The sequence below is a fragment of the Stenotrophomonas sp. LMG 10879 genome (assembly GCF_002750935.1).
In the GTDB taxonomy this organism is placed as follows: Bacteria; Pseudomonadota; Gammaproteobacteria; order Xanthomonadales; family Xanthomonadaceae; genus Stenotrophomonas; species Stenotrophomonas lactitubi_B.
Genome location: NZ_PEJT01000003.1, coordinates 48,689 through 66,311, shown reverse-complemented (window position 1 = coordinate 66,311; position 17,623 = coordinate 48,689). Strand labels below are relative to the sequence as shown.

The 17,623-nt window shown below is 62.7% G+C and carries 29 protein-coding genes; 1 reads left to right on the top strand and 28 read right to left on the bottom strand.

Annotated elements, in window-relative coordinates:
* Positions 1-110: 110 nt before the first annotated feature.
* Positions 111-2,237 carry a TonB-dependent receptor gene (locus CR919_RS05290; protein ID WP_099819142.1) on the top strand — a complete coding sequence of 709 codons (2,127 nt, stop codon included), beginning with the start codon at positions 111-113 and terminating at the stop codon, positions 2,235-2,237.
* Positions 2,238-2,368: 131 nt separating this feature from the next.
* Here the strand turns inward: CR919_RS05290 and CR919_RS05285 are convergent, their stop codons facing one another.
* The 28 genes from CR919_RS05285 to rpsJ form a co-directional block, all read right to left on the bottom strand.
* The gene (locus tag CR919_RS05285) at positions 2,369-2,875 is read right to left on the bottom strand and encodes a disulfide bond formation protein B (protein WP_089239011.1); all 507 of its coding nucleotides are present in this window, start codon (positions 2,873-2,875) and stop codon (positions 2,369-2,371) included.
* A gap of 191 nt (positions 2,876-3,066) precedes the next feature.
* On the bottom strand, positions 3,067-3,450 hold the full coding sequence (gene rplQ, locus CR919_RS05280) for a 50S ribosomal protein L17 (protein WP_089239009.1): 384 nt from the start codon (positions 3,448-3,450) through the stop codon (positions 3,067-3,069).
* A gap of 197 nt (positions 3,451-3,647) precedes the next feature.
* Positions 3,648-4,646 carry a DNA-directed RNA polymerase subunit alpha gene (rpoA, locus tag CR919_RS05275; protein WP_025879320.1) on the bottom strand — a complete coding sequence of 333 codons (999 nt, stop codon included), beginning with the start codon at positions 4,644-4,646 and terminating at the stop codon, positions 3,648-3,650.
* Between the two features lie 55 nt (positions 4,647-4,701).
* Complete coding sequence (rpsD, locus tag CR919_RS05270; protein WP_025879319.1) at positions 4,702-5,331, bottom strand: 30S ribosomal protein S4; 630 nt, start codon at positions 5,329-5,331, stop codon at positions 4,702-4,704.
* A 15-nt stretch (positions 5,332-5,346) separates the two neighbouring features.
* Positions 5,347-5,736 (bottom strand): 30S ribosomal protein S11, encoded by a 390-nt coding sequence (gene rpsK, locus CR919_RS05265; RefSeq protein WP_004145443.1) that lies wholly within the window; start codon positions 5,734-5,736, stop codon positions 5,347-5,349.
* An 11-nt stretch (positions 5,737-5,747) separates the two neighbouring features.
* Positions 5,748-6,104 (bottom strand): 30S ribosomal protein S13, encoded by a 357-nt coding sequence (gene rpsM, locus CR919_RS05260; protein WP_025879318.1) that lies wholly within the window; start codon positions 6,102-6,104, stop codon positions 5,748-5,750.
* 346 nt (positions 6,105-6,450) lie between these two features.
* The gene (gene secY / locus CR919_RS05255) at positions 6,451-7,818 is read right to left on the bottom strand and encodes a preprotein translocase subunit SecY (protein ID WP_025879317.1); all 1,368 of its coding nucleotides are present in this window, start codon (positions 7,816-7,818) and stop codon (positions 6,451-6,453) included.
* A gap of 7 nt (positions 7,819-7,825) precedes the next feature.
* On the bottom strand, positions 7,826-8,269 hold the full coding sequence (gene rplO / locus CR919_RS05250) for a 50S ribosomal protein L15 (protein ID WP_089239007.1): 444 nt from the start codon (positions 8,267-8,269) through the stop codon (positions 7,826-7,828).
* Between the two features lie 4 nt (positions 8,270-8,273).
* Positions 8,274-8,465, bottom strand: coding sequence for a 50S ribosomal protein L30 (rpmD, locus tag CR919_RS05245; RefSeq protein ID WP_038690275.1), 192 nt, complete (start codon positions 8,463-8,465; stop codon positions 8,274-8,276).
* Complete coding sequence (gene rpsE, locus CR919_RS05240) at positions 8,458-9,000, bottom strand: 30S ribosomal protein S5 (RefSeq protein WP_025879314.1); 543 nt, start codon at positions 8,998-9,000, stop codon at positions 8,458-8,460. The genes rpmD and rpsE overlap by 8 nt, the downstream gene beginning before the upstream one ends.
* 161 nt (positions 9,001-9,161) lie before the next feature.
* On the bottom strand, positions 9,162-9,515 hold the full coding sequence (rplR, locus tag CR919_RS05235; protein WP_099819141.1) for a 50S ribosomal protein L18: 354 nt from the start codon (positions 9,513-9,515) through the stop codon (positions 9,162-9,164).
* Positions 9,516-9,601: 86 nt separating this feature from the next.
* Positions 9,602-10,126 (bottom strand): 50S ribosomal protein L6, encoded by a 525-nt coding sequence (gene rplF, locus CR919_RS05230; RefSeq protein WP_099819140.1) that lies wholly within the window; start codon positions 10,124-10,126, stop codon positions 9,602-9,604.
* 17 nt (positions 10,127-10,143) lie between these two features.
* Positions 10,144-10,542 carry a 30S ribosomal protein S8 gene (rpsH, locus tag CR919_RS05225; RefSeq protein ID WP_025879311.1) on the bottom strand — a complete coding sequence of 133 codons (399 nt, stop codon included), beginning with the start codon at positions 10,540-10,542 and terminating at the stop codon, positions 10,144-10,146.
* A 231-nt stretch (positions 10,543-10,773) separates the two neighbouring features.
* On the bottom strand, positions 10,774-11,079 hold the full coding sequence (gene rpsN, locus CR919_RS05220; RefSeq protein ID WP_032977438.1) for a 30S ribosomal protein S14: 306 nt from the start codon (positions 11,077-11,079) through the stop codon (positions 10,774-10,776).
* A gap of 18 nt (positions 11,080-11,097) precedes the next feature.
* On the bottom strand, positions 11,098-11,640 hold the full coding sequence (gene rplE, locus CR919_RS05215) for a 50S ribosomal protein L5 (RefSeq protein WP_025879309.1): 543 nt from the start codon (positions 11,638-11,640) through the stop codon (positions 11,098-11,100).
* A gap of 11 nt (positions 11,641-11,651) precedes the next feature.
* Positions 11,652-11,969 carry a 50S ribosomal protein L24 gene (gene rplX, locus CR919_RS05210; RefSeq protein WP_025879308.1) on the bottom strand — a complete coding sequence of 106 codons (318 nt, stop codon included), beginning with the start codon at positions 11,967-11,969 and terminating at the stop codon, positions 11,652-11,654.
* A gap of 16 nt (positions 11,970-11,985) precedes the next feature.
* Positions 11,986-12,354, bottom strand: a complete 369-nt coding sequence (gene rplN, locus CR919_RS05205) for a 50S ribosomal protein L14 (protein ID WP_025879307.1) — start codon at positions 12,352-12,354, stop codon at positions 11,986-11,988.
* 12 nt (positions 12,355-12,366) lie between these two features.
* On the bottom strand, positions 12,367-12,636 hold the full coding sequence (gene rpsQ, locus CR919_RS05200; protein ID WP_004145355.1) for a 30S ribosomal protein S17: 270 nt from the start codon (positions 12,634-12,636) through the stop codon (positions 12,367-12,369).
* A gap of 11 nt (positions 12,637-12,647) precedes the next feature.
* A complete protein-coding gene (gene rpmC / locus CR919_RS05195) occupies positions 12,648-12,833 on the bottom strand; it encodes a 50S ribosomal protein L29 (RefSeq protein WP_025879306.1) in 186 nt (61 codons plus the stop codon).
* Positions 12,833-13,246, bottom strand: coding sequence for a 50S ribosomal protein L16 (rplP, locus tag CR919_RS05190; RefSeq protein ID WP_025879305.1), 414 nt, complete (start codon positions 13,244-13,246; stop codon positions 12,833-12,835). Before rplP ends, rpmC begins: the two co-directional genes overlap by 1 nt.
* 5 nt (positions 13,247-13,251) lie before the next feature.
* Positions 13,252-13,986 carry a 30S ribosomal protein S3 gene (gene rpsC / locus CR919_RS05185; protein ID WP_005415414.1) on the bottom strand — a complete coding sequence of 245 codons (735 nt, stop codon included), beginning with the start codon at positions 13,984-13,986 and terminating at the stop codon, positions 13,252-13,254.
* 18 nt (positions 13,987-14,004) lie between these two features.
* Positions 14,005-14,340 (bottom strand): 50S ribosomal protein L22, encoded by a 336-nt coding sequence (gene rplV, locus CR919_RS05180; RefSeq protein WP_004145348.1) that lies wholly within the window; start codon positions 14,338-14,340, stop codon positions 14,005-14,007.
* 12 nt (positions 14,341-14,352) lie between these two features.
* Positions 14,353-14,622 carry a 30S ribosomal protein S19 gene (rpsS, locus tag CR919_RS05175; protein ID WP_004145340.1) on the bottom strand — a complete coding sequence of 90 codons (270 nt, stop codon included), beginning with the start codon at positions 14,620-14,622 and terminating at the stop codon, positions 14,353-14,355.
* A gap of 6 nt (positions 14,623-14,628) precedes the next feature.
* Positions 14,629-15,456, bottom strand: coding sequence for a 50S ribosomal protein L2 (gene rplB, locus CR919_RS05170; protein ID WP_099819139.1), 828 nt, complete (start codon positions 15,454-15,456; stop codon positions 14,629-14,631).
* 10 nt (positions 15,457-15,466) lie between these two features.
* Positions 15,467-15,766, bottom strand: a complete 300-nt coding sequence (gene rplW, locus CR919_RS05165) for a 50S ribosomal protein L23 (RefSeq protein WP_025879303.1) — start codon at positions 15,764-15,766, stop codon at positions 15,467-15,469.
* Complete coding sequence (gene rplD, locus CR919_RS05160) at positions 15,763-16,368, bottom strand: 50S ribosomal protein L4 (protein ID WP_099819138.1); 606 nt, start codon at positions 16,366-16,368, stop codon at positions 15,763-15,765. The genes rplW and rplD overlap by 4 nt, the downstream gene beginning before the upstream one ends.
* A gap of 12 nt (positions 16,369-16,380) precedes the next feature.
* On the bottom strand, positions 16,381-17,031 hold the full coding sequence (gene rplC, locus CR919_RS05155) for a 50S ribosomal protein L3 (protein WP_049470484.1): 651 nt from the start codon (positions 17,029-17,031) through the stop codon (positions 16,381-16,383).
* A gap of 11 nt (positions 17,032-17,042) precedes the next feature.
* Positions 17,043-17,354, bottom strand: coding sequence for a 30S ribosomal protein S10 (rpsJ, locus tag CR919_RS05150; protein WP_010341589.1), 312 nt, complete (start codon positions 17,352-17,354; stop codon positions 17,043-17,045).
* Between the last annotated feature and the right edge of the window lie 269 nt (positions 17,355-17,623).

Here is a 17,623-nt window from a genome sequence, read left to right as displayed (position 1 = left end):
CAGAAACGGCATGGTCGCCGTCGCTGGACAGGCGCATGATCGGCACGCAGTTGTTACGGAATAACACTCTCTCATGGACCGGCCCCTTCCCTCTTCCCTGCCCATTTCCCATGAAGCCCTCCCTGCTCACCACCGCCATCACCTTCGCCCTGGTCCTGGCCAGCCAACCCGCGCTTGCCGCCGACACTGATGCCAGTGCGGCTGCGGTCAAGAATCTCGACGTGGTCACCGTCAGTGCCCAGCTCGACCAGGCCCGCAATGCCCTGTCCCCGGACATCGGCAGCAGCCAGTACCAGATCACCGCCGAGGACATCCAGAAGCAGCCGCTGGGCGCCTCCGCCCCGCTCAGCCAGGTGCTGCTGCAGGCCCCGGGCGTGGTCCAGGACTCCTACGGCGGCGTGCACGTGCGCGGCGACCACGCCAACCTGCAGTACCGCATCAACGGTGTCCTGCTGCCCGAATCGATCTCCGGCTTCGGCCAGACCCTGGATGCCCGCACCATCAAGAGCATCCGCCTGATGGACGGCGCCCTCCCGGCCCAGTTCGGTGAACGCACCGCTGCGGTGGTCGATATCACGACCCGCAGCGGTGCCGAGCTGGGCAACGGCGGCAGCGCCGGCATCACCGCCGGCTCGTTCGGCAAGGTCAACCCGAATGCCTCCTGGTGGGGCAACCAGGGCCGCTGGAGCTGGTTCCTGACCGGCAACTACGATCAGAACGAGATCGGGCTGGAGAACCCCACCAGCGCCCGCAAGCCGCAGCATGACGATACCCACCAAGGGAAGGCCTTTGCCGACCTGACCTATCTGGTCAACGACAGCACCCGCCTGAGCGTGTTCGCCGGCTTTGCCAACAACCGCTTCCAGATCCCGGTCAACCCGGGGCAGACCCCGCAGTTCGGTTACCTGGACACCACCACCTTCGATTCCAGCCAGCTGGACGAAACCCAACGCGAGACCACCCGCTTCGGCATGCTGGTGCTGCAGGGCACTCTGGGCCAGACCGCGTACCAGCTGTCGGCCGGCCAGCGCTACAGCGACGTGGCCTTCAACCCGGACATCGTCGGCGACCTGGTGTTCAGTGGCGTCGCCTCGCAGGTCCAGCGCAGCAACCGCGCCAACACCCTGCAGGCCGATTTCTCCACGCCGCTGGGCGACAACCACACCCTGCGTTATGGCCTGTATGGCAATTACGAACACGCCGCGGCCAACAACAGCAGTTGGGTCTTCCCGGTCGATGCCGATGGCCGGCAGACAAGCACCACGCCGCAGCTGATCCCGGACCGCAACGCCTTCCACGCCAGCACAGCCGCACTGTACGTGCAGGATGAGTGGCGGATAGGCGATGACTGGACCGTCAACTACGGCCTGCGCGGCGACCGCTTCAAGGCGTTCGGCCACACCGAGGGCCAGCTCAGCCCACGCCTGGGCGTGGTCTGGAATGCCAGCGACAGCACCACGGTGCATGCCGGCTACTCGCGCTACTTCACCCCGCCCGCCAGCGAACTGGTTGCCGGCAGCGATCTTGCCCTGTTCGACGGCACCAGCAACCAGCAACCCGCCGGTGGCAGCAACACGCCGTTGTCCGAGCGCAGTGACTACTACGACATCGGCGTGTCACAGCAGATCGGCGACCACCTCACCCTCGGCCTGGATGCCTACGACCGCCGCGTCTCGCGCTTGCAGGACGAAGGCCAGTTCGGCGCCGCCTACATCTATTCCACCTTCAATTATCGTCGCGGCCACATCCATGGCCTGGAGTTCAGCGCCGACTACAGCAACGGGCCGATCAGTGCGTACTTCAACGCCGCCTACAACAAGGCGATGGGCACCCAGGTCATCACCAGCCAGTACAACCTCGATCCGGATGCACTTGCCTACGTGCAGCAGAACTGGATCCATCTGGACCACGACCAGAAGCTGACCTCTTCCGGCGGTGTCAGCTACGCGTTCGCTGGCCATAACCGGGTGGGTGCGAACTACGTGTACGGCAGCGGCCTGCGTTCGGACATCGAGGGTGTGCCCAATGGCGGTGAGCTGCCGTCGTACCTGCAGGTCAATCTCAGCGCCGCGCATGACTTCAACGCCGACAGCGGTCATCCCCTGCATGTGCAGCTGGCCGTGCTCAACACGCTGGACCGCAGCTACCAGCTGCGCGATGGCGGCGGCATCGGCGTGTTCGCGCCGCAATGGGGGCCGCGTCGCGGCGCCTATCTGAGCCTGCAGCAGGATTTCTGAGCGAAGGGGGCGGATCCCTTTCCGTAGGAAAGGGCTCTGACCCCGGAGCTCGCAGTAGAGCCACGCCATGCGTGGCTGCAAGCGGGGTCGTAGCCCTTTGCTCCGCAAGGGGATACGACCCCGTTTCGCTTTCAGCGCTTGACCTTGCGCAGCGACACAACCAGCGCCCACAGCGCCAGCAGCACGAACCACACACCCGACCACATCGGCATGGTCAGGCCGAGGAAGGTCCAGTCGATGTTGCCGCAGTTGCCGGTGCCGGTCAGCACGGTACGGAACACTTCCAGCGGCCCCATGGTCTCGCGCAGGAAGGCCAGCGGCGGGCCACAGGTCGCCCCCATCTCCGGCGGCAGCATCTGCACGTAGACGTGGCGAGCGGCGATGCCCACGCCCACGGCAGCGGCGATGAACGCGAGGATGCCGTAGGTCGCCCGTCCCGGACGGTTGGATGGCCCATGCAGGGCACCGATCAGGAACAGCAGGCCCAGGGCGACAAATGCCAGGCGCTGGAAGATGCACAGCGGACACGGCTCCAGCCCCATCTTCAACTGCAGGAAGATGGCGTAGCCCAGCAGGCCCGCGCAGATCAGGAAGCCCAGCAGGAACTGGGCACGGAAAGGCCAGCGCAGAGGATTCATCGGCAACGCTCGTGTAGTACGGACCGCAAGCGTAACCGAGACTGCGCGCCGTTCGAACCGCCACAACGTCGCGCCCGTCGGAACAGTGCGGGGTCGGATCCCTTTGCGATGCAAAGGGCTCTGCCCCCCAGAAACGGAAAAACCCGGCACGAGGCCGGGTTCTTCACCGAATGACGGGTGTCGCGCGTCGATTACTCTTCGACGGCTTCAGCCACGACCGGACGGTCAACCAGTTCGACGTAGGCCATCGGCGCATTGTCGCCGGCGCGGAAGCCGCACTTCAGCAGGCGCAGGTAGCCGCCCGGACGGGTCGCGTAGCGCGGGCCCAGGATGGTGAACAGGTTGCCGACGGCTTCGTTGTCGCGCAGGCGGGCGAAGGCCAGACGACGGTTGGCGACGGAGTCGACCTTGGCCAGGGTGATCAGCGGCTCGGCGACGCGGCGCAGTTCCTTGGCCTTCGGCAGGGTGGTCTTGATCAGCTCGTGCTTGAACAGCGAGGCGGCCATGTTCTTGAACATCGCTTCGCGGTGGGCGCTGGTACGGCTGAACTTACGGCCGGATTTCTGGTGACGCATGGTGATATTCCTTGGTTAATGATGTGGCTTTGCGGATCGTTGTCGCCTTCCTGGCGCTGCTGCTCGGACTGCGGTTGGTCCTGGCCATCCGTCCTGGACGACCTGCCCGCGAACCTTCGTTCGTCGTGGCGGTATTGCCTTGGTGCAATGGCCCCGTCGTTGCCGACGGGGCCATGCAGTCTTGCAGAAAGGCTGTATCAGCCCAGCATGCCGTGGCTGGCGACGCCGGCCGGCGGCCAGTTCTCCAGCTTCATGCCGAGCGACAGGCCACGCTGGGCCAGCACTTCCTTGATCTCGGTGAGCGACTTCTTACCCAGGTTCGGGGTCTTCAGCAGCTCGACTTCGGTCTTCTGGATCAGATCGCCGATGTAGTAGATGCTCTCGGCCTTCAGGCAGTTGGCCGAACGCACGGTCAGCTCCAGATCGTCGATCGGGCGCAGCAGCACCGGATCCACGCCGTTGTTGGCCGGCTTCGCCGCACCGCGGTCGCGGTGGGTGAAGTCACCGAACACCGACAGCTGATCGCTGAGGATGTCGGCAGCGGTACGCACTGCTTCTTCGGCGTCGATGGTGCCGTTGGTCTCGATATCGATGACCAGCTTGTCCAGGTCGGTGCGCTGTTCGACACGAGCCGCTTCCACGGCATAGGCGACACGGCGGACCGGCGAGAACGAGGCATCCAGGACCAGGCGGCCGATGGCACGGGTTTCTTCGTCCGGACGACGACGCGCAGCAGCCGGCTGATAGCCGAAACCGCGCTCGATCTTCAGACGCATGTTCACTGCCGTATCCTTGGTCAGGTGGCAGATCACGTGGTCGCCGTTCAAGATCTCCACATTGTGGTCGACCTTGATGTCGGCAGCGGTGACAACGCCCGGACCCTGCTTGGACAGGGACAGAGTCGCGTTGTCGCCGGAGTGCATACGGATGGCCACGTCCTTCAGGTTCAGCAGGACTTCCAGCACGTCCTCCTGCAGACCTTCGACCGTGGTGTACTCATGCAACACGCCGTCGATTTCGACTTCCGTGATGGCGAAGCCCGGGATGGACGACAGCAGCACGCGACGCAGGGCATTACCCAGCGTATGCCCGTAACCCCGCTCCAAAGGTTCGATAACGACCTTTGCACGGGTGTCGGTAATGCGTTCGATCTGCGGACCGCGAGGACGCAGAACCTGGTTGGCGGTAACCGTCATGTTGCGGGTTCTCCTAGTGAACCCCCGGCCGTCGCCGGGGGCTCTCCAATGTGAATTACTTCGAATACAGCTCGACGATCAGCGCTTCGTTGATGTCTGCAGGCAGATCCGAACGATCCGGAACAGCCTTGAAGATGCCGGAGAACTTGCCGGAATCCACTTCAACCCACGACGGGCTCAGGTCATGCTGGGCGGCGACGGTCAGGGCTTCCTGGACGCGCAGCTGCTTGGCAGCCTTTTCAGACAGAGCGATGGCGTCGCCAGCCTTGACCTGGTACGAGGCCAGGTTGACCGACTTGCCATTCACGGTGACGCCGCGGTGCGACACCAGCTGACGGGCAGCCGGACGGGTCACGGCGAAGCCCATGCGGTAGACAACGTTGTCCAGGCGGGTTTCCAGCAGCTGCAGGAGGTTCTCGCCGGTGTTGCCCTTCTTGGTCGAGGCCTTCTTGTAGTAGTTGCGGAACTGACGCTCCAGCAGACCGTAGATACGCTTGACCTTCTGCTTTTCACGCAGCTGGGTAGCGTAGTCGGACAGCTTGCCCTTACGGGCAGTGGCGCCATGCTGGCCGGGCTTCTGCTCCAACTTGCACTTGGAGTCCAGCGCACGCGCCGGGCTCTTCAGGGACAGGTCGGCGCCTTCGCGACGGGCGAGCTTACAGGTAGGACCGATATAACGAGCCATTTCTTATCGCTCCCTTTAGACGCGACGCTTCTTCGGCGGACGGCACCCGTTGTGCGGGATAGGCGTCACGTCGATGATGTTGGTGATCTTGTAGCCGACGTTGTTCAACGAACGCACGGCCGACTCACGGCCCGGACCCGGACCCTTGATGCGGACTTCCAGCGACTTCACGCCGTAGTCCAGCGCAGCACGACCGGCCTTTTCGGCAGCCACCTGGGCTGCGAACGGGGTCGACTTGCGCGAACCGCGGAAGCCAGCGCCACCGGAGGTCGCCCACGACAGAGCGTTGCCCTGACGGTCGGTGATGGTCACGATGGTGTTGTTGAACGAAGCGTGGACGTGGGCAACGCCGTCGGTGACGACGCGCTTGATCTTCTTCTTGGTCTTAGCAGCAGGCTTAGCCATTTATATGTCCCTTACTTCCTGATCGCCTTGCGCGGGCCCTTGCGGGTGCGGGCGTTGGTACGGGTGCGCTGGCCACGCAGCGGCAGACCGCGACGGTGACGCAGGCCGCGGTAGCAGCCCAGGTCCATCAGGCGCTTGATCGCGATACCGATTTCACGGCGCAGATCGCCTTCCACGATGTACTTGCCGACTTCGGCGCGCAGGCGCTCGATTTCCGGCTCCGACAGATCGCGGATCTTGGTGGTCGAAGTGACGCCTGCGACTTCGCAGACCTTCTTCGAACGGGTACGGCCGATGCCGTAAATGCTTTGCAACCCGACCCAGACATGCTTCTGGGCTGGCAGGTTGACGCCTGCAATACGCGCCATGACGCGGTTCTCCAGCTGAGTGATGGCCGACAGCGCGCTCAAGGCACGCCGATCCGGCAGGATGGATCAAAAAAGTGAACCAGTGATACTAACAAGGTTCCGGTTTACTTGGAAGCCCGTGAAACCAAAGGTTTCATGAACCCGGCCCGGGGAGTGTGCCCAGGCTCCGGCGCCGGATGGGGTTGGACCTGGAGTTGCCTCCCGGGCCGCCCGCGCTACTCCAGCGCGGGACCACCTCATCACACCCCCACCCGGAACCGCTGCGGGGGCCGCCCTTCGTTTGTGTGGCCAGAGTCCGCGAAGCGGAGGACCATCACGTCAGGAAGACGAAAGTATAACAGGCTAATCAGCCGCGAGCAAAACCACCGCGGTTGCCGCCCTTCAGGTTGGCCTTCTTCAGCAGGCTCTCGTACTGATGGGACATCAGGTGCGCCTGCACCTGGGCGATGAAGTCCATCACCACCACCACCACGATCAGCAGCGAAGTACCGCCGAAGTAGAACGAGGCATTCAACTGCGTGCGCATCAGTTCCGGCAGCAGGCAGACGATCACCAGGTAGGCCGAACCGGCAGCAGTCAGTCGGGTCAGCACGCCGTCGATGTAGTCGGCGGTGGCCTTGCCCGGACGGATGCCCGGAATCAGCGCGCCCGACTTCTTCAGGTTGTCGGCGGTTTCCTGCGAGTTGAACACCAGCGCGGTATAGAAGAACGCGAAACCGGTGATCAGCGCAGCGAACACGATCATGTGCAGCGGCTCGCCCGGGCCCAGGGCATTGGCGACCTTCTGCAGGGTCTGGCCAAAGGTGCTCTGGTTGGCAGCCTGGCCGGACCACATGGCCAGGGTGGCCGGGAAGGCCAGCAGGCTCGAGGCGAAGATCGCCGGGATGACGCCGGCCATGTTCAGCTTCAGCGGCAGGAACGAGGTCTGGTTCATGTACGCGTTGCGACCGCCCTGGCGGCGCGCGTAGTTCACCGTGATCCGGCGCTGGCCGCGTTCGACGAACACCACGAAGAAGGTGAAGGCGAGCACGACGATGGCGATCAGCAGCAGCTGGATGAACTGGATGTTGCCGTCGCGGTAGGCGTCGAAGGTGTGGATGACCGCACCCGGCAGGCCCGCCACGATACCGGCGAAGATGATCAGCGAGACGCCGTTGCCGATGCCGCGCTCGGTGACCTGCTCACCGACCCACATCAGGAACATGGTGCCGGCGGTCAGTGCGACCACGGCAGTGAGCACGAAGCCCATGCCCGGCATGTACACGACCGGTGCGCCGGTCGGCGACACCTGGCCCTGCAGCGCCAGCGCGATCGAACCGCCCTGCACTACTGCGAGCAGCACGGCACCGATGCGCGAATACTGGGTGATCTTGCGGCGGCCGGACTCACCTTCCTTCTGCATCGCCTTCAAGGCGGGGAAGATGTGCACGGCCAGCTGCATCACGATCGATGCCGAGATGTACGGCATCACGTTCAGCGCGAAAATGCTGAAACGGTGCAGGGCGCCGCCCGAGAACATGTTGAACATGTCCACGATGCCGCCGCCCTGCTGTTGCATCATGGCAAGCATGGCATCGGGATTGACGCCCGGCACCGGCACGTAGCAGCCGATGCGATAGACGATCAAAGCCCCGACGACGAACAGCAAACGTTGGCGAAGTTCAGTGAACTTGCCCATTCCGCCCGCGAGGTTACCGATGCCAGCTTGCGCCATGATTCTCTTACTCCGTTACGCTGCCGCCGGCAGCTTCGATCGCAGCCTTGGCACCAGCCGTGGCAGCAACACCCTTCAGGGTGAACGCCTTGGTCACTTCGCCCTTGACGACGACCTTGGCCTTCTTGGCAGTGCTCGGGACCAGCTTGGCAGCACGCAGGGCAGCGAAGTCGATCTCGCCGGCCGGCAGCTTGTCCAGCTGGTACAGCAGCACTTCAGCGGTGTCCTTGGCGATCGGCGAACGGAAGCCGATCTTCGGCAGACGACGCTGCATGGGGGTCTGGCCGCCTTCGAAGCCAGCCTTGATCTTGCCGCCACCCTTACGGGCGAACGAACCCTTGTGGCCGCGGCCGCAGGTCTTGCCCAGGCCGGAACCGATACCGCGACCGACGCGGGTACGTTCCTTGCGGGCGCCCGGTGCCGGGCTCAATTCATTCAGATGCATGGTCATTGGATTATTCCTCAACCTTGACGAGGTAGTGGACCTTGTTGATCAGGCCGCGAACCTGCGGGCTGTCCTTCAGTTCACGCACATCGTTCAGCTTGCCCAGACCCAGCGCACGCACCGACAGGCGATGACGCGCCTGGGCACCACGCAGGCCGCGAACCAGACGGACCTTGACGGTCTTGGTGGTGTCATTAGCCATGGTTGAGATCCTCCACCTTCTTGCCGCGCTTGGCCGCGATACGAGCCGGCGACTGCGCTGCAGTCAGGCCCTTCACGGTGGCACGCACCAGGTTGATCGGGTTGCGCGAACCGGTGGCCTTGGCCAGCACGTTCTTCACGCCAACTGCTTCCAGGACGGCGCGCATGGCACCACCGGCAATGACGCCGGTACCTTCGGAAGCCGGCTGCATGAACACGCGCGCTGCGCCGTGACCATCCTTGATGGTGTGCCACAGGGTGCCGTTGTTCAGATCGACGGTGACCTGGTTCTTGCGAGCCTGCTCCATCGACTTCTGGATGGCGACCGGCACTTCGCGGGCCTTGCCATAACCGAAACCGACCTTGCCTTCGCCGTCGCCGACAACAGTCAGGGCGGTGAAGGTGAACTGACGGCCACCCTTGACGGTCTTGCTGACGCGGTTGACCGCGACCAGCTTTTCGATCATGCCGTCGTCGACTTTCTCTTCGCGGTTACGGTCGCGATCGCGACCCCGCTGCTGACGTTCTTCTGCCATGTTTATTCCTTGGTTGTTGGGTTATGTACGGCTCGAGGCCGCTTATGGTTGTGGAGTGGTGCGTTGTTGCGGTGGGCCGCTGCAGAAGAGCGGCGCCGCCCAGCCTCACTCAGGCTGGCGAGCAGGCGGACATGGGGGCCGAAGCCCCCTGCCCTGATCCCTTAGAACTGCAGGCCGGCTTCGCGGGCAGCGTCAGCCAGGGCCTTGATGCGGCCGTGGTAACGGTAACCCGAACGATCGAAGGCAACCTTCTCGACGCCGGCGGCCTTGGCGCGCTCAGCGACGATGCGGCCAACCTTGGCGGCGGCATCAGCGTTCTTGCCGTTCTTCAGGCCTTCCTTGACGTCGGCCTGGGTGGTGTTGGCAGCAGCCAGCACCTTCGAGCCGTCAGCGGTGAAGACCTGTGCGTACAGGTGCTGGCCGGTGCGCAGCACCGACAGGCGGGCAACACCGAGCACACGGATGTGGGCACGGGTCGACTTGGCGCGACGCAGGCGGGCGATGTTCTTGTTCATGATGTGTTTTCCTTGAAAGCTGAAGGTTGGGCTTTTCCCTGGAAAGTCCGCACATGGATGTGCGGGCTCTTGCGAGGGACTCGCGCTTATGCCTTCTTGGCTTCCTTACGGATGATGACTTCGTCGGAGTACTTCACGCCCTTGCCCTTGTACGGCTCCGGCTTGCGGAACGCACGGATCTTGGCGGCAGCTTCACCGACGGCCTGCTTGTCAGCGCCCTGCACCAGGATTTCGGTCTGGGTCGGGGTGGTGATGGTGATGCCTTCCGGCGCCACGAACACGATCGGGTGCGAGTAGCCCAGCGACAGGCTGAGGTCCTTGCCCTGCATCGCAGCACGGTAACCCACGCCGACCAGCTCAAGCTTGCGCTCGAAGCCTTCGGAAACACCCTTGACCATGTTGGACAGGATGGCGCGGACGGTACCGGTCAGCGGGATCAGGTCCACGTTGTCGGTGCTCAGGGTGGCAACGCCGTTTTCGACATTGATGTTGATACCAGCCGGCTTGGCCAGCGACAGGGTGCCCTTCGGGCCCTTGGCGATGACGTTGTCGTTCTGGATGTTCAGTTCAACCTTACCCAGGTCGATCGGCTTCTTGGCTACACGGGACATGGTCTACTCCTTTCGCCTTAGGCCACGAAGCACAGGACTTCGCCGCCGACGCCCAACTGGCGCGCCTGCGCATCAGTCATGATGCCCTTGGAAGTGGAAATGATGGAAATGCCCAGGCCGTTCATGACCTTCGGCAGTTCGCTCTTGCCGCGGTACTGGCGCAGGCCCGAACGCGAGAAGCGCTTCAGGGTCGCGATGACCGGCTTGCCTTCGAAATACTTCAGCACGATTTCCAGCTCGGACTTGTTGTTCTCGAGCGCGGTCACGCGCAGGTCGGCGATGTAACCCTCGTCCTTCAGGACCTGGGCGATCGCAACCTTGATCTTGGACGACGGGGCTTTCACCGTCTGCTTGCCAACCGCTGCCGCATTCTTGATGCGGACCAGCAGGTCGGCGATGGGATCAGTCATGCTCATATGAGTACCTTTGAGTGCACCGATATCCGCTTTCGCGAAAATCTGTTGTCTCCTGGAAACGGGCCAGGCCCCCTCCCCTACGCGTTGCGCAGAGCAAGACGCGGGAGTATACGCCAAAAGAGCCCGACTTGCGTCGGGCTCTTCGGTTTTTTGCAGAGGGAAAGCTGAACACTCCCCCTCCCCGGCGGCGAGGGCCCCCGAAGGCGCCCTCGCTGGCAGGACCGGCTGGTATTACCAGCTGGCCTTGCGCAGACCCGGAACGTCGCCACGCATGGTGGCTTCACGCAGCTTGTTGCGACCCAGGCCGAACTTGCTGTACACGCCACGCGGGCGGCCAGACAGTTCGCAACGGTTGCGGTGGCGGCTCGGCGACGAATCGCGCGGCAGCTTCGACAACTTGGTGGCGGCCTCGATCTTCTCTTCGTAGCTCGCGTCCGGGGAGGACACGATCTTCTTCAGAGCAGCACGCTTGACAGCGAACTTTTCAGCCAGCTTCTTCCGCTTGATGTCGCGGTTGACCATGGAGGTCTTTGCCATTTCGGTTTCCTCGACGAATCAGTTACGGAACGGGAACTTGAACGCTGCCAGCAGCGCCTTCGCTTCCGCGTCGGTCTTCGCAGTGGTGGTGATGGCGATATCCATACCGCGGATCGCGTCGACAGCGTCGAAGTCGATTTCCGGGAAGATGATCTGTTCCTTCACACCCATGTTGAAGTTGCCGCGACCGTCGAAGGAACGACCGGAAACACCACGGAAGTCGCGCACGCGCGGCAGCGAGATGTTGATCAGGCGGTCCAGGAACTCGTACATCTTGTGGCGACGCAGCGTGGTCTTGCAGCCGATCGGCCAACCATCACGGATCTTGAACGATGCCACCGAGATACGCGACTTGGTGACGATCGGCTTCTGGCCCGAGATCTTGGTCATGTCGCCAACGGCGTTTTCCAGGATCTTCTTGTTGGTGGCCGCTTCGCCGACACCCATGTTCAGGGTGACTTTGACCAGCTTCGGCACCTGCATGGAATTGGTGTAACCGAACTGCTTCATCAGCGCCGGCACCACTTCTTCCTTGTAAAACTTTTCGAGACGGGAAGTCATCTTCTCATTCCTCAGGCGTCGAGCGCCTCACCGCTGGAGCGGAACACACGCAGTTTGCGTCCATCCTCCAGCACCTTGAAGCCAACGCGCTCGCCCTTGCCCGAAGCCGGGTTCAGCACATTCACGTTGGAGATATGGATCGACGCTTCACGCTCGACCACGCCGCCGGCAACACCTGCCTGCGGGTTCGGCTTGGTGTGGCGCTTGACGATGTTCACGTTGGCGACGACCAGACGGTCGCCATCGACGCGGACGACTTCGCCCTGCTTACCCTTGTCCTTGCCGGCGTTGACGACAACCTGGTCGCCCTTCTTGATACGGTTAGCCATGATTATCTCCTGTCGCTCACAGCACTTCGGGAGCGAGCGAGACGATCTTCATGAACTTCTCCGAACGAAGTTCACGAGTCACCGGCCCGAAGATACGGGTCCCGATCGGCTCCTGCTTGTTGTTAAGCAGAACGGCAGCATTGCCGTCGAAGCGGATCAGCGAGCCGTCGGCGCGACGCACACCCTTGCGGGTACGCACCACGACAGCGTCATACACTTCACCCTTCTTGACCTTGCCGCGCGGAATCGCATCCTTCACGGTGACCTTGATGATGTCGCCGATGCCGGCGTAACGGCGCTTGGAACCACCCAGCACCTTGAAGCACATCACTCGCTTGGCACCAGAATTGTCGGCGACGTCAAGGTAGCTCTGCATCTGGATCATGATTCAGACTCCTTATTCAGCCGCACGCGTGATGACTTCCACCACGCGCCAGTTCTTGGTCTTGGACATCGGAGCAATCTCGGTCACGCGGACGACATCGCCTTCCTTGCAGGCGTTGTCGGCATCGTGGGCGTGCAGCTTCGTCGAGCGCTTGATGTACTTGCCGTACAGTGCGTGCTTGACCTGACGCTCGACCAGGACGGTAACCGTCTTGTCCATCTTGTTGCTGACGACACGGCCTTCGACCGTGCGCAGCGCTTTGTTTTCAGTATTGTCGCTCATAGCGGCCATCCTTACTTCGTGCTGCCGAGCAGGGTCTTGACGCGAGCAATTTCGCGACGCACCCGGCGGATGTCGTGTGTCTTCGGCAGCTGGCCGGTGACCTGCTGCATACGGACAGAGAACTGTTCCTTACGCAGGTCGATCAGGTGGGCCTTGAGGTCGTCAGCCGACTTTTCACGGAGAGTTTTGATATCCATCAGCGCACCGTCCGGGTCACGAAAGTGGTGGTGACCGAGAGCTTGGCAGCGGCCAGGCGGAACGCCTCGCGTGCCACTTCCTCGGTAACACCCTCGATTTCATAGATCATGCGGCCGGGCTGGATCTGGGCCACCCAGTATTCCACGTTGCCCTTACCCGAACCCATTCGAACTTCGATGGGCTTCTTGGTGATGGGCTTGTCGGGGAACACTCGGATCCACATCTTGCCGCCGCGCTTCACGTAGCGGCTGATCGAACGGCGAGCCGCTTCGATCTGACGCGCGGTCAGCTGACCGTGGGCGGTTGCCTTCAGGCCGTACTCGCCAAAGCTGACAGCGTTTGCGCTCCAGCTGAGGCCTTCGTTACGGCCCTTGTGCACCTTGCGGTACTTGGTTCGCTTGGGTTGCAACATTGTCGTTACCTCGCTTCACGAGCCGGGCGCTGACGGTCACCGCGGTCGCCGCGATCATGACGATCGTTGCGCGACGGGGTGTCGTCCTGCTTTTCCTGGCCAACCTGGGAGAAATCGAAGACCTCGCCCTTGTAGATCCAGACCTTGATGCCGATGATGCCGTAGGTCGTCTTGGCTTCAGCGAAGCCATAGTCGATGTCGGCACGCAGCGTGTGCAGCGGCACGCGGCCTTCGCGGTACCACTCCGAACGGGCGATTTCTGCACCGTTGAGGCGGCCACCGACGTTGACCTTGATGCCCAGGGCACCGAGGCGCATCGCGTTGCCGACCGAGCGCTTCATTGCACGGCGGAACATGATGCGACGCTCCAGCTGCTGCGCGATCGATTCGGCAACCAGCTGTGCGTCCAGCTCGGGCTTGCGCACTTCGGTGACGTTGATGTGCGCCGGGACGCCCATCATCTCGCTCACTTCCTTGCGCAGCTTCTCGATGTCCTCACCGCGCTTGCCGATCACCACGCCCGGACGGGCGGTGTGGATCGTCACGCGAGCGGTCTTGGCCGGACGCTCGATCAGGATCTTGCTGATGCCGGCCTGAGCCAGCTTCTTGCGCAGCATGTCGCGCACTTTCAGGTCGGCTGCCAGGTAACCAGCGAACTCGGCCTTGTTGGCGTACCACTTGGAGTTCCAGTCCTTGGAAATGCCGAGGCGGATACCAATCGGATGAACTTTATGACCCATGGTCTTTTCCTTATCCGCTTACTTGGCGGCGCCAACAACCACAGTGATGTGGCTGGTGCGCTTGAGGATGCGGGTACCGCGGCCTTTCGCCCGCGCCATGAAACGCTTCAGGGTCGGACCTTCATCTACCATGATGGTCTGAACCTTCAGCTCGTCGACGTCGGCGCCCTGGTTGTTCTCGGCATTTGCAATAGCCGACTCCACCACCTTCTTGATCAGGTGGGCAGCCTTCTTGTCCGAGAACTTCAGCAGGTTGACGGCACGCTCGGCCGGCAGACCGCGCACCTGGTCAGCGACCAGACGTGCCTTCTGCGGGGAGATGCGCGCGGTGCGCAGGATGGCTTTCGCTTCCATTGTCATCTCTCCTTACTTGCCCGACTTCTTGTCACCACCGTGACCCTTGAAGGTCCGGGTGATGGCAAATTCGCCGAGCTTGTGGCCGACCATGTTCTCGTTGACGAGAACCGGGATGTGGTTCTTGCCGTTATGCACGGCAATGGTGACGCCTACCATGTCAGGCAGGATCATCGAACGACGCGACCAGGTCTTGATCGGACGCTTGCTACCCGCAGCGGCAGCCACCTTAGCAACCAGGTGGTGATCGACAAACGGGCCCTTCTTGAGTGAACGTGCCATGGTCGATTAGCCCCTACGATCGCGGACGATGAACTGCTGAGTGCGCTTGTTATGGCGCGTCTTGTAACCCTTGGTCGGAACACCCCACGGGGTGACCGGATGCGGGTTACCCTGGCCGGCCTTCGCCTCACCACCACCGTGCGGGTGGTCAACCGGGTTCATGGCAGCACCACGAACGGTCGGGCGGACGCCGCGCCAGCGCTTGGCACCGGCCTTGCCCAGCTTTTCCAGGCTGTGCTCGTCGTTGCCGACTTCGCCGATGGTCGCGCAGCACTCGACCGGAACCTTGCGCATTTCACCCGAGCGCAGGCGCAGGGTGGCGTAGATGCCTTCACGAGCAACCAGCTGCACGGCAGCACCTGCAGCGCGGGCGATCTGAGCGCCCTTGCCCGGCTTCAGCTCGATGCAGTGGATGGTGGTACCGACCGGGATGTTGCGCAGCGGCAGGGTGTTGCCCGCCTTGATCGGAGCATCCGAACCAGCGATCACCTGATCACCAGCCTTCAGACCCTTCGGGGCGATGATGTAGCGGCGCTCGCCGTCGACGTAGCACAGCAGGGCGATGTGGGCGGTGCGGTTCGGATCGTATTCGATGCGTTCCACGCGCGCCGGGATGCCCAGCTTGTTGCGCTTGAAGTCAATCAGGCGGTAGTGCTGCTTGTGGCCACCACCGACGTGACGCACGGTGATGCGGCCGTGGTGGTTGCGACCACCCGAACGGCTCTGCGACTCGACCAGCGGGGCATGCGGAGCGCCCTTGTACAGGTCGGGAGTAACCACGCGCACGGCCGAACGGCGGCCGGGAGAAGTGGGCTTGAATTTCATCAATGGCATGGGATGTACCTCAGGCCTTGGCCGTTACATCGATCGACTGGCCGTCGGCCAGGCGAACGTACGCCTTGCGCCAATCGCCGCGGCGGCCAGCACGGTTACGGAAGGACTTGTTCTTGCCCTTGACGTTGACCACGTTGACTGCTTCGACCTTGACGTCGAACAGCTGCTCAACCGCGGCCTTTACATCGGCCTTGGTGGCTTCGTTCGAAATTTCGAAGACGTACTGATTGGAGAGTTCCTGCAGGCGCGCGGTCTTTTCGGAGACACGCGGGGCGAGCAGCACGCTGAAGATTTTTTCGTTGCTGTTCATGCCAGCCACTCCTCGACCTTCTTGACCGCGTCAGCGGTGATGACGACCGTGTCGGCACCGACCAGCGACACCGGATCCAGGCCCTGGACGTCACGCACTTCCACGTAGGGAATGTTGCGGGCCGACAGGTACAGGTGCTCGGAGGCTTCTTCAGTGACGATCAGCGGGCGCTTGCCCACTTCCAGGCCGGCCAGCTTGGCGATCAGACCCTTCGTGTTGGTCGCTTCGACATCGAAGGACTCCACGATGGTCAGACGGCCCTGACGGTTCAGCTCGGACAGGATCGCGCACATGGCGGCACGGTACTGCTTACGATTGACCTTCTGCTCGAAGCTGCGCGGCTTTGCCGCGAAGGTGACACCGCCGCCGACGAAGATCGGAGCCGTCAGTGCGCCATGACGCGCGCCGCCGCCCTTCTGCTTCTTCGACTTCTTGGTGGTACCTGCCACTTCGGAGCGAGTCTTCTGCGCCTTGGTGCCGGCGCGACCGGCGTTGCGGTAAGCAACGACAACCTGGTGAACCAGATCTTCGCTGAAATCGCGACCGAACACGGCGTCGGAGACCGAGACCTTGTTATTGCTACCCGTGATAACGAGTTCCATCGTCATCTCTCCTTATGCCTTGCTCGCCGGACGGACGATCACGTCGCCACCCGCCGCGCCCGGAACGGCGCCGCGAACTGCGATCAGACCGCGCTCGACGTCGACCTTGACAACTTCCAGGTTCTGGGTGCTCTGCTGCACCGAACCCATGTGACCGGACATCTTCTTGCCCGGGAACACGCGGCCGGGCGTCTGGCGCTGACCCAGCGAACCCGGCGCGCGATGCGACAGCGAGTTGCCGTGGGTAGCGTCACCCATGCGGAAGTTGTAGCGCTTGATGGTGCCCTGGAAGCCCTTACCCTTGGTGACACCCTGGACGTCGACGATCTGGCCGACTTCAAAGATGTCCGCCTTGACTTCGCCACCAACGGCGAAATCGCCGAGCTGGGCGTCTTCAACGCGGAATTCCCACAGGCCACGGCCCGCTTCCACCTTCGCCTTGGCGAAGTGGCCGGCTTCCGGCTTGTTGACCAGGGCAGCGCGACGCGCGCCGACGGTCACCTGCACGGCGCTGTAGCCGTCAGCTTCGACGGTCTTGATCTGCGCGATGCGGTTGGGGGTTGCTTCGATCAGGGTCACCGGGATGGAACGGCCATCTTCGGTGAACACGCGGCTCATGCCAGCCTTGCGGCCCACGAAGCCCAACGAATATTTCTTCGTCATGGTCGTAGTCCTCAGGTCAGCTTGATCTGAACGTCGACGCCGGCAGCCAGTTCGAGCTTCATCAGCGCGTCCACGGTCTTGTCATTCGGGTCAACGATATCGAGCACGCGCTTGTGCGTGCGGGTCTCGTACTGGTCACGCGCGTCCTTGTCGACGTGCGGGGAGACGAGGATGGTGTAACGCTCGATCTTGGTCGGCAGCGGGATCGGGCCACGCACTTGCGCGCCGGTCCGCTTCGCCGTCTCAACGATCTCGCTGGCCGAACGGTCGATCAGACGATGATCGAACGCTTTCAGCCGGATCCGGATCTTTTGGTCCGCCATGGCGGTAGGTTCCTTCGATAAAAGAGCGACAGACAAAGCCTCTGGGTTGCTTTGCCCCATGAAATCCCTGAATACAGACGGCCCGCATTCCCGCAGGCCGACAAGGTCAATCCGTAGACCCCAAAAGCATAGGCAGACCCGTGAAACCGGCCTGCCCAGACGGAGAAGCATAATGGCACGCAAGGCAGCTGTCAACAGTCTCCTGTTGACGCCGCCTGAATGGCATTGACCCTTCCTGGTCCGGGGAACACAAGGCACATCCTGTGCCT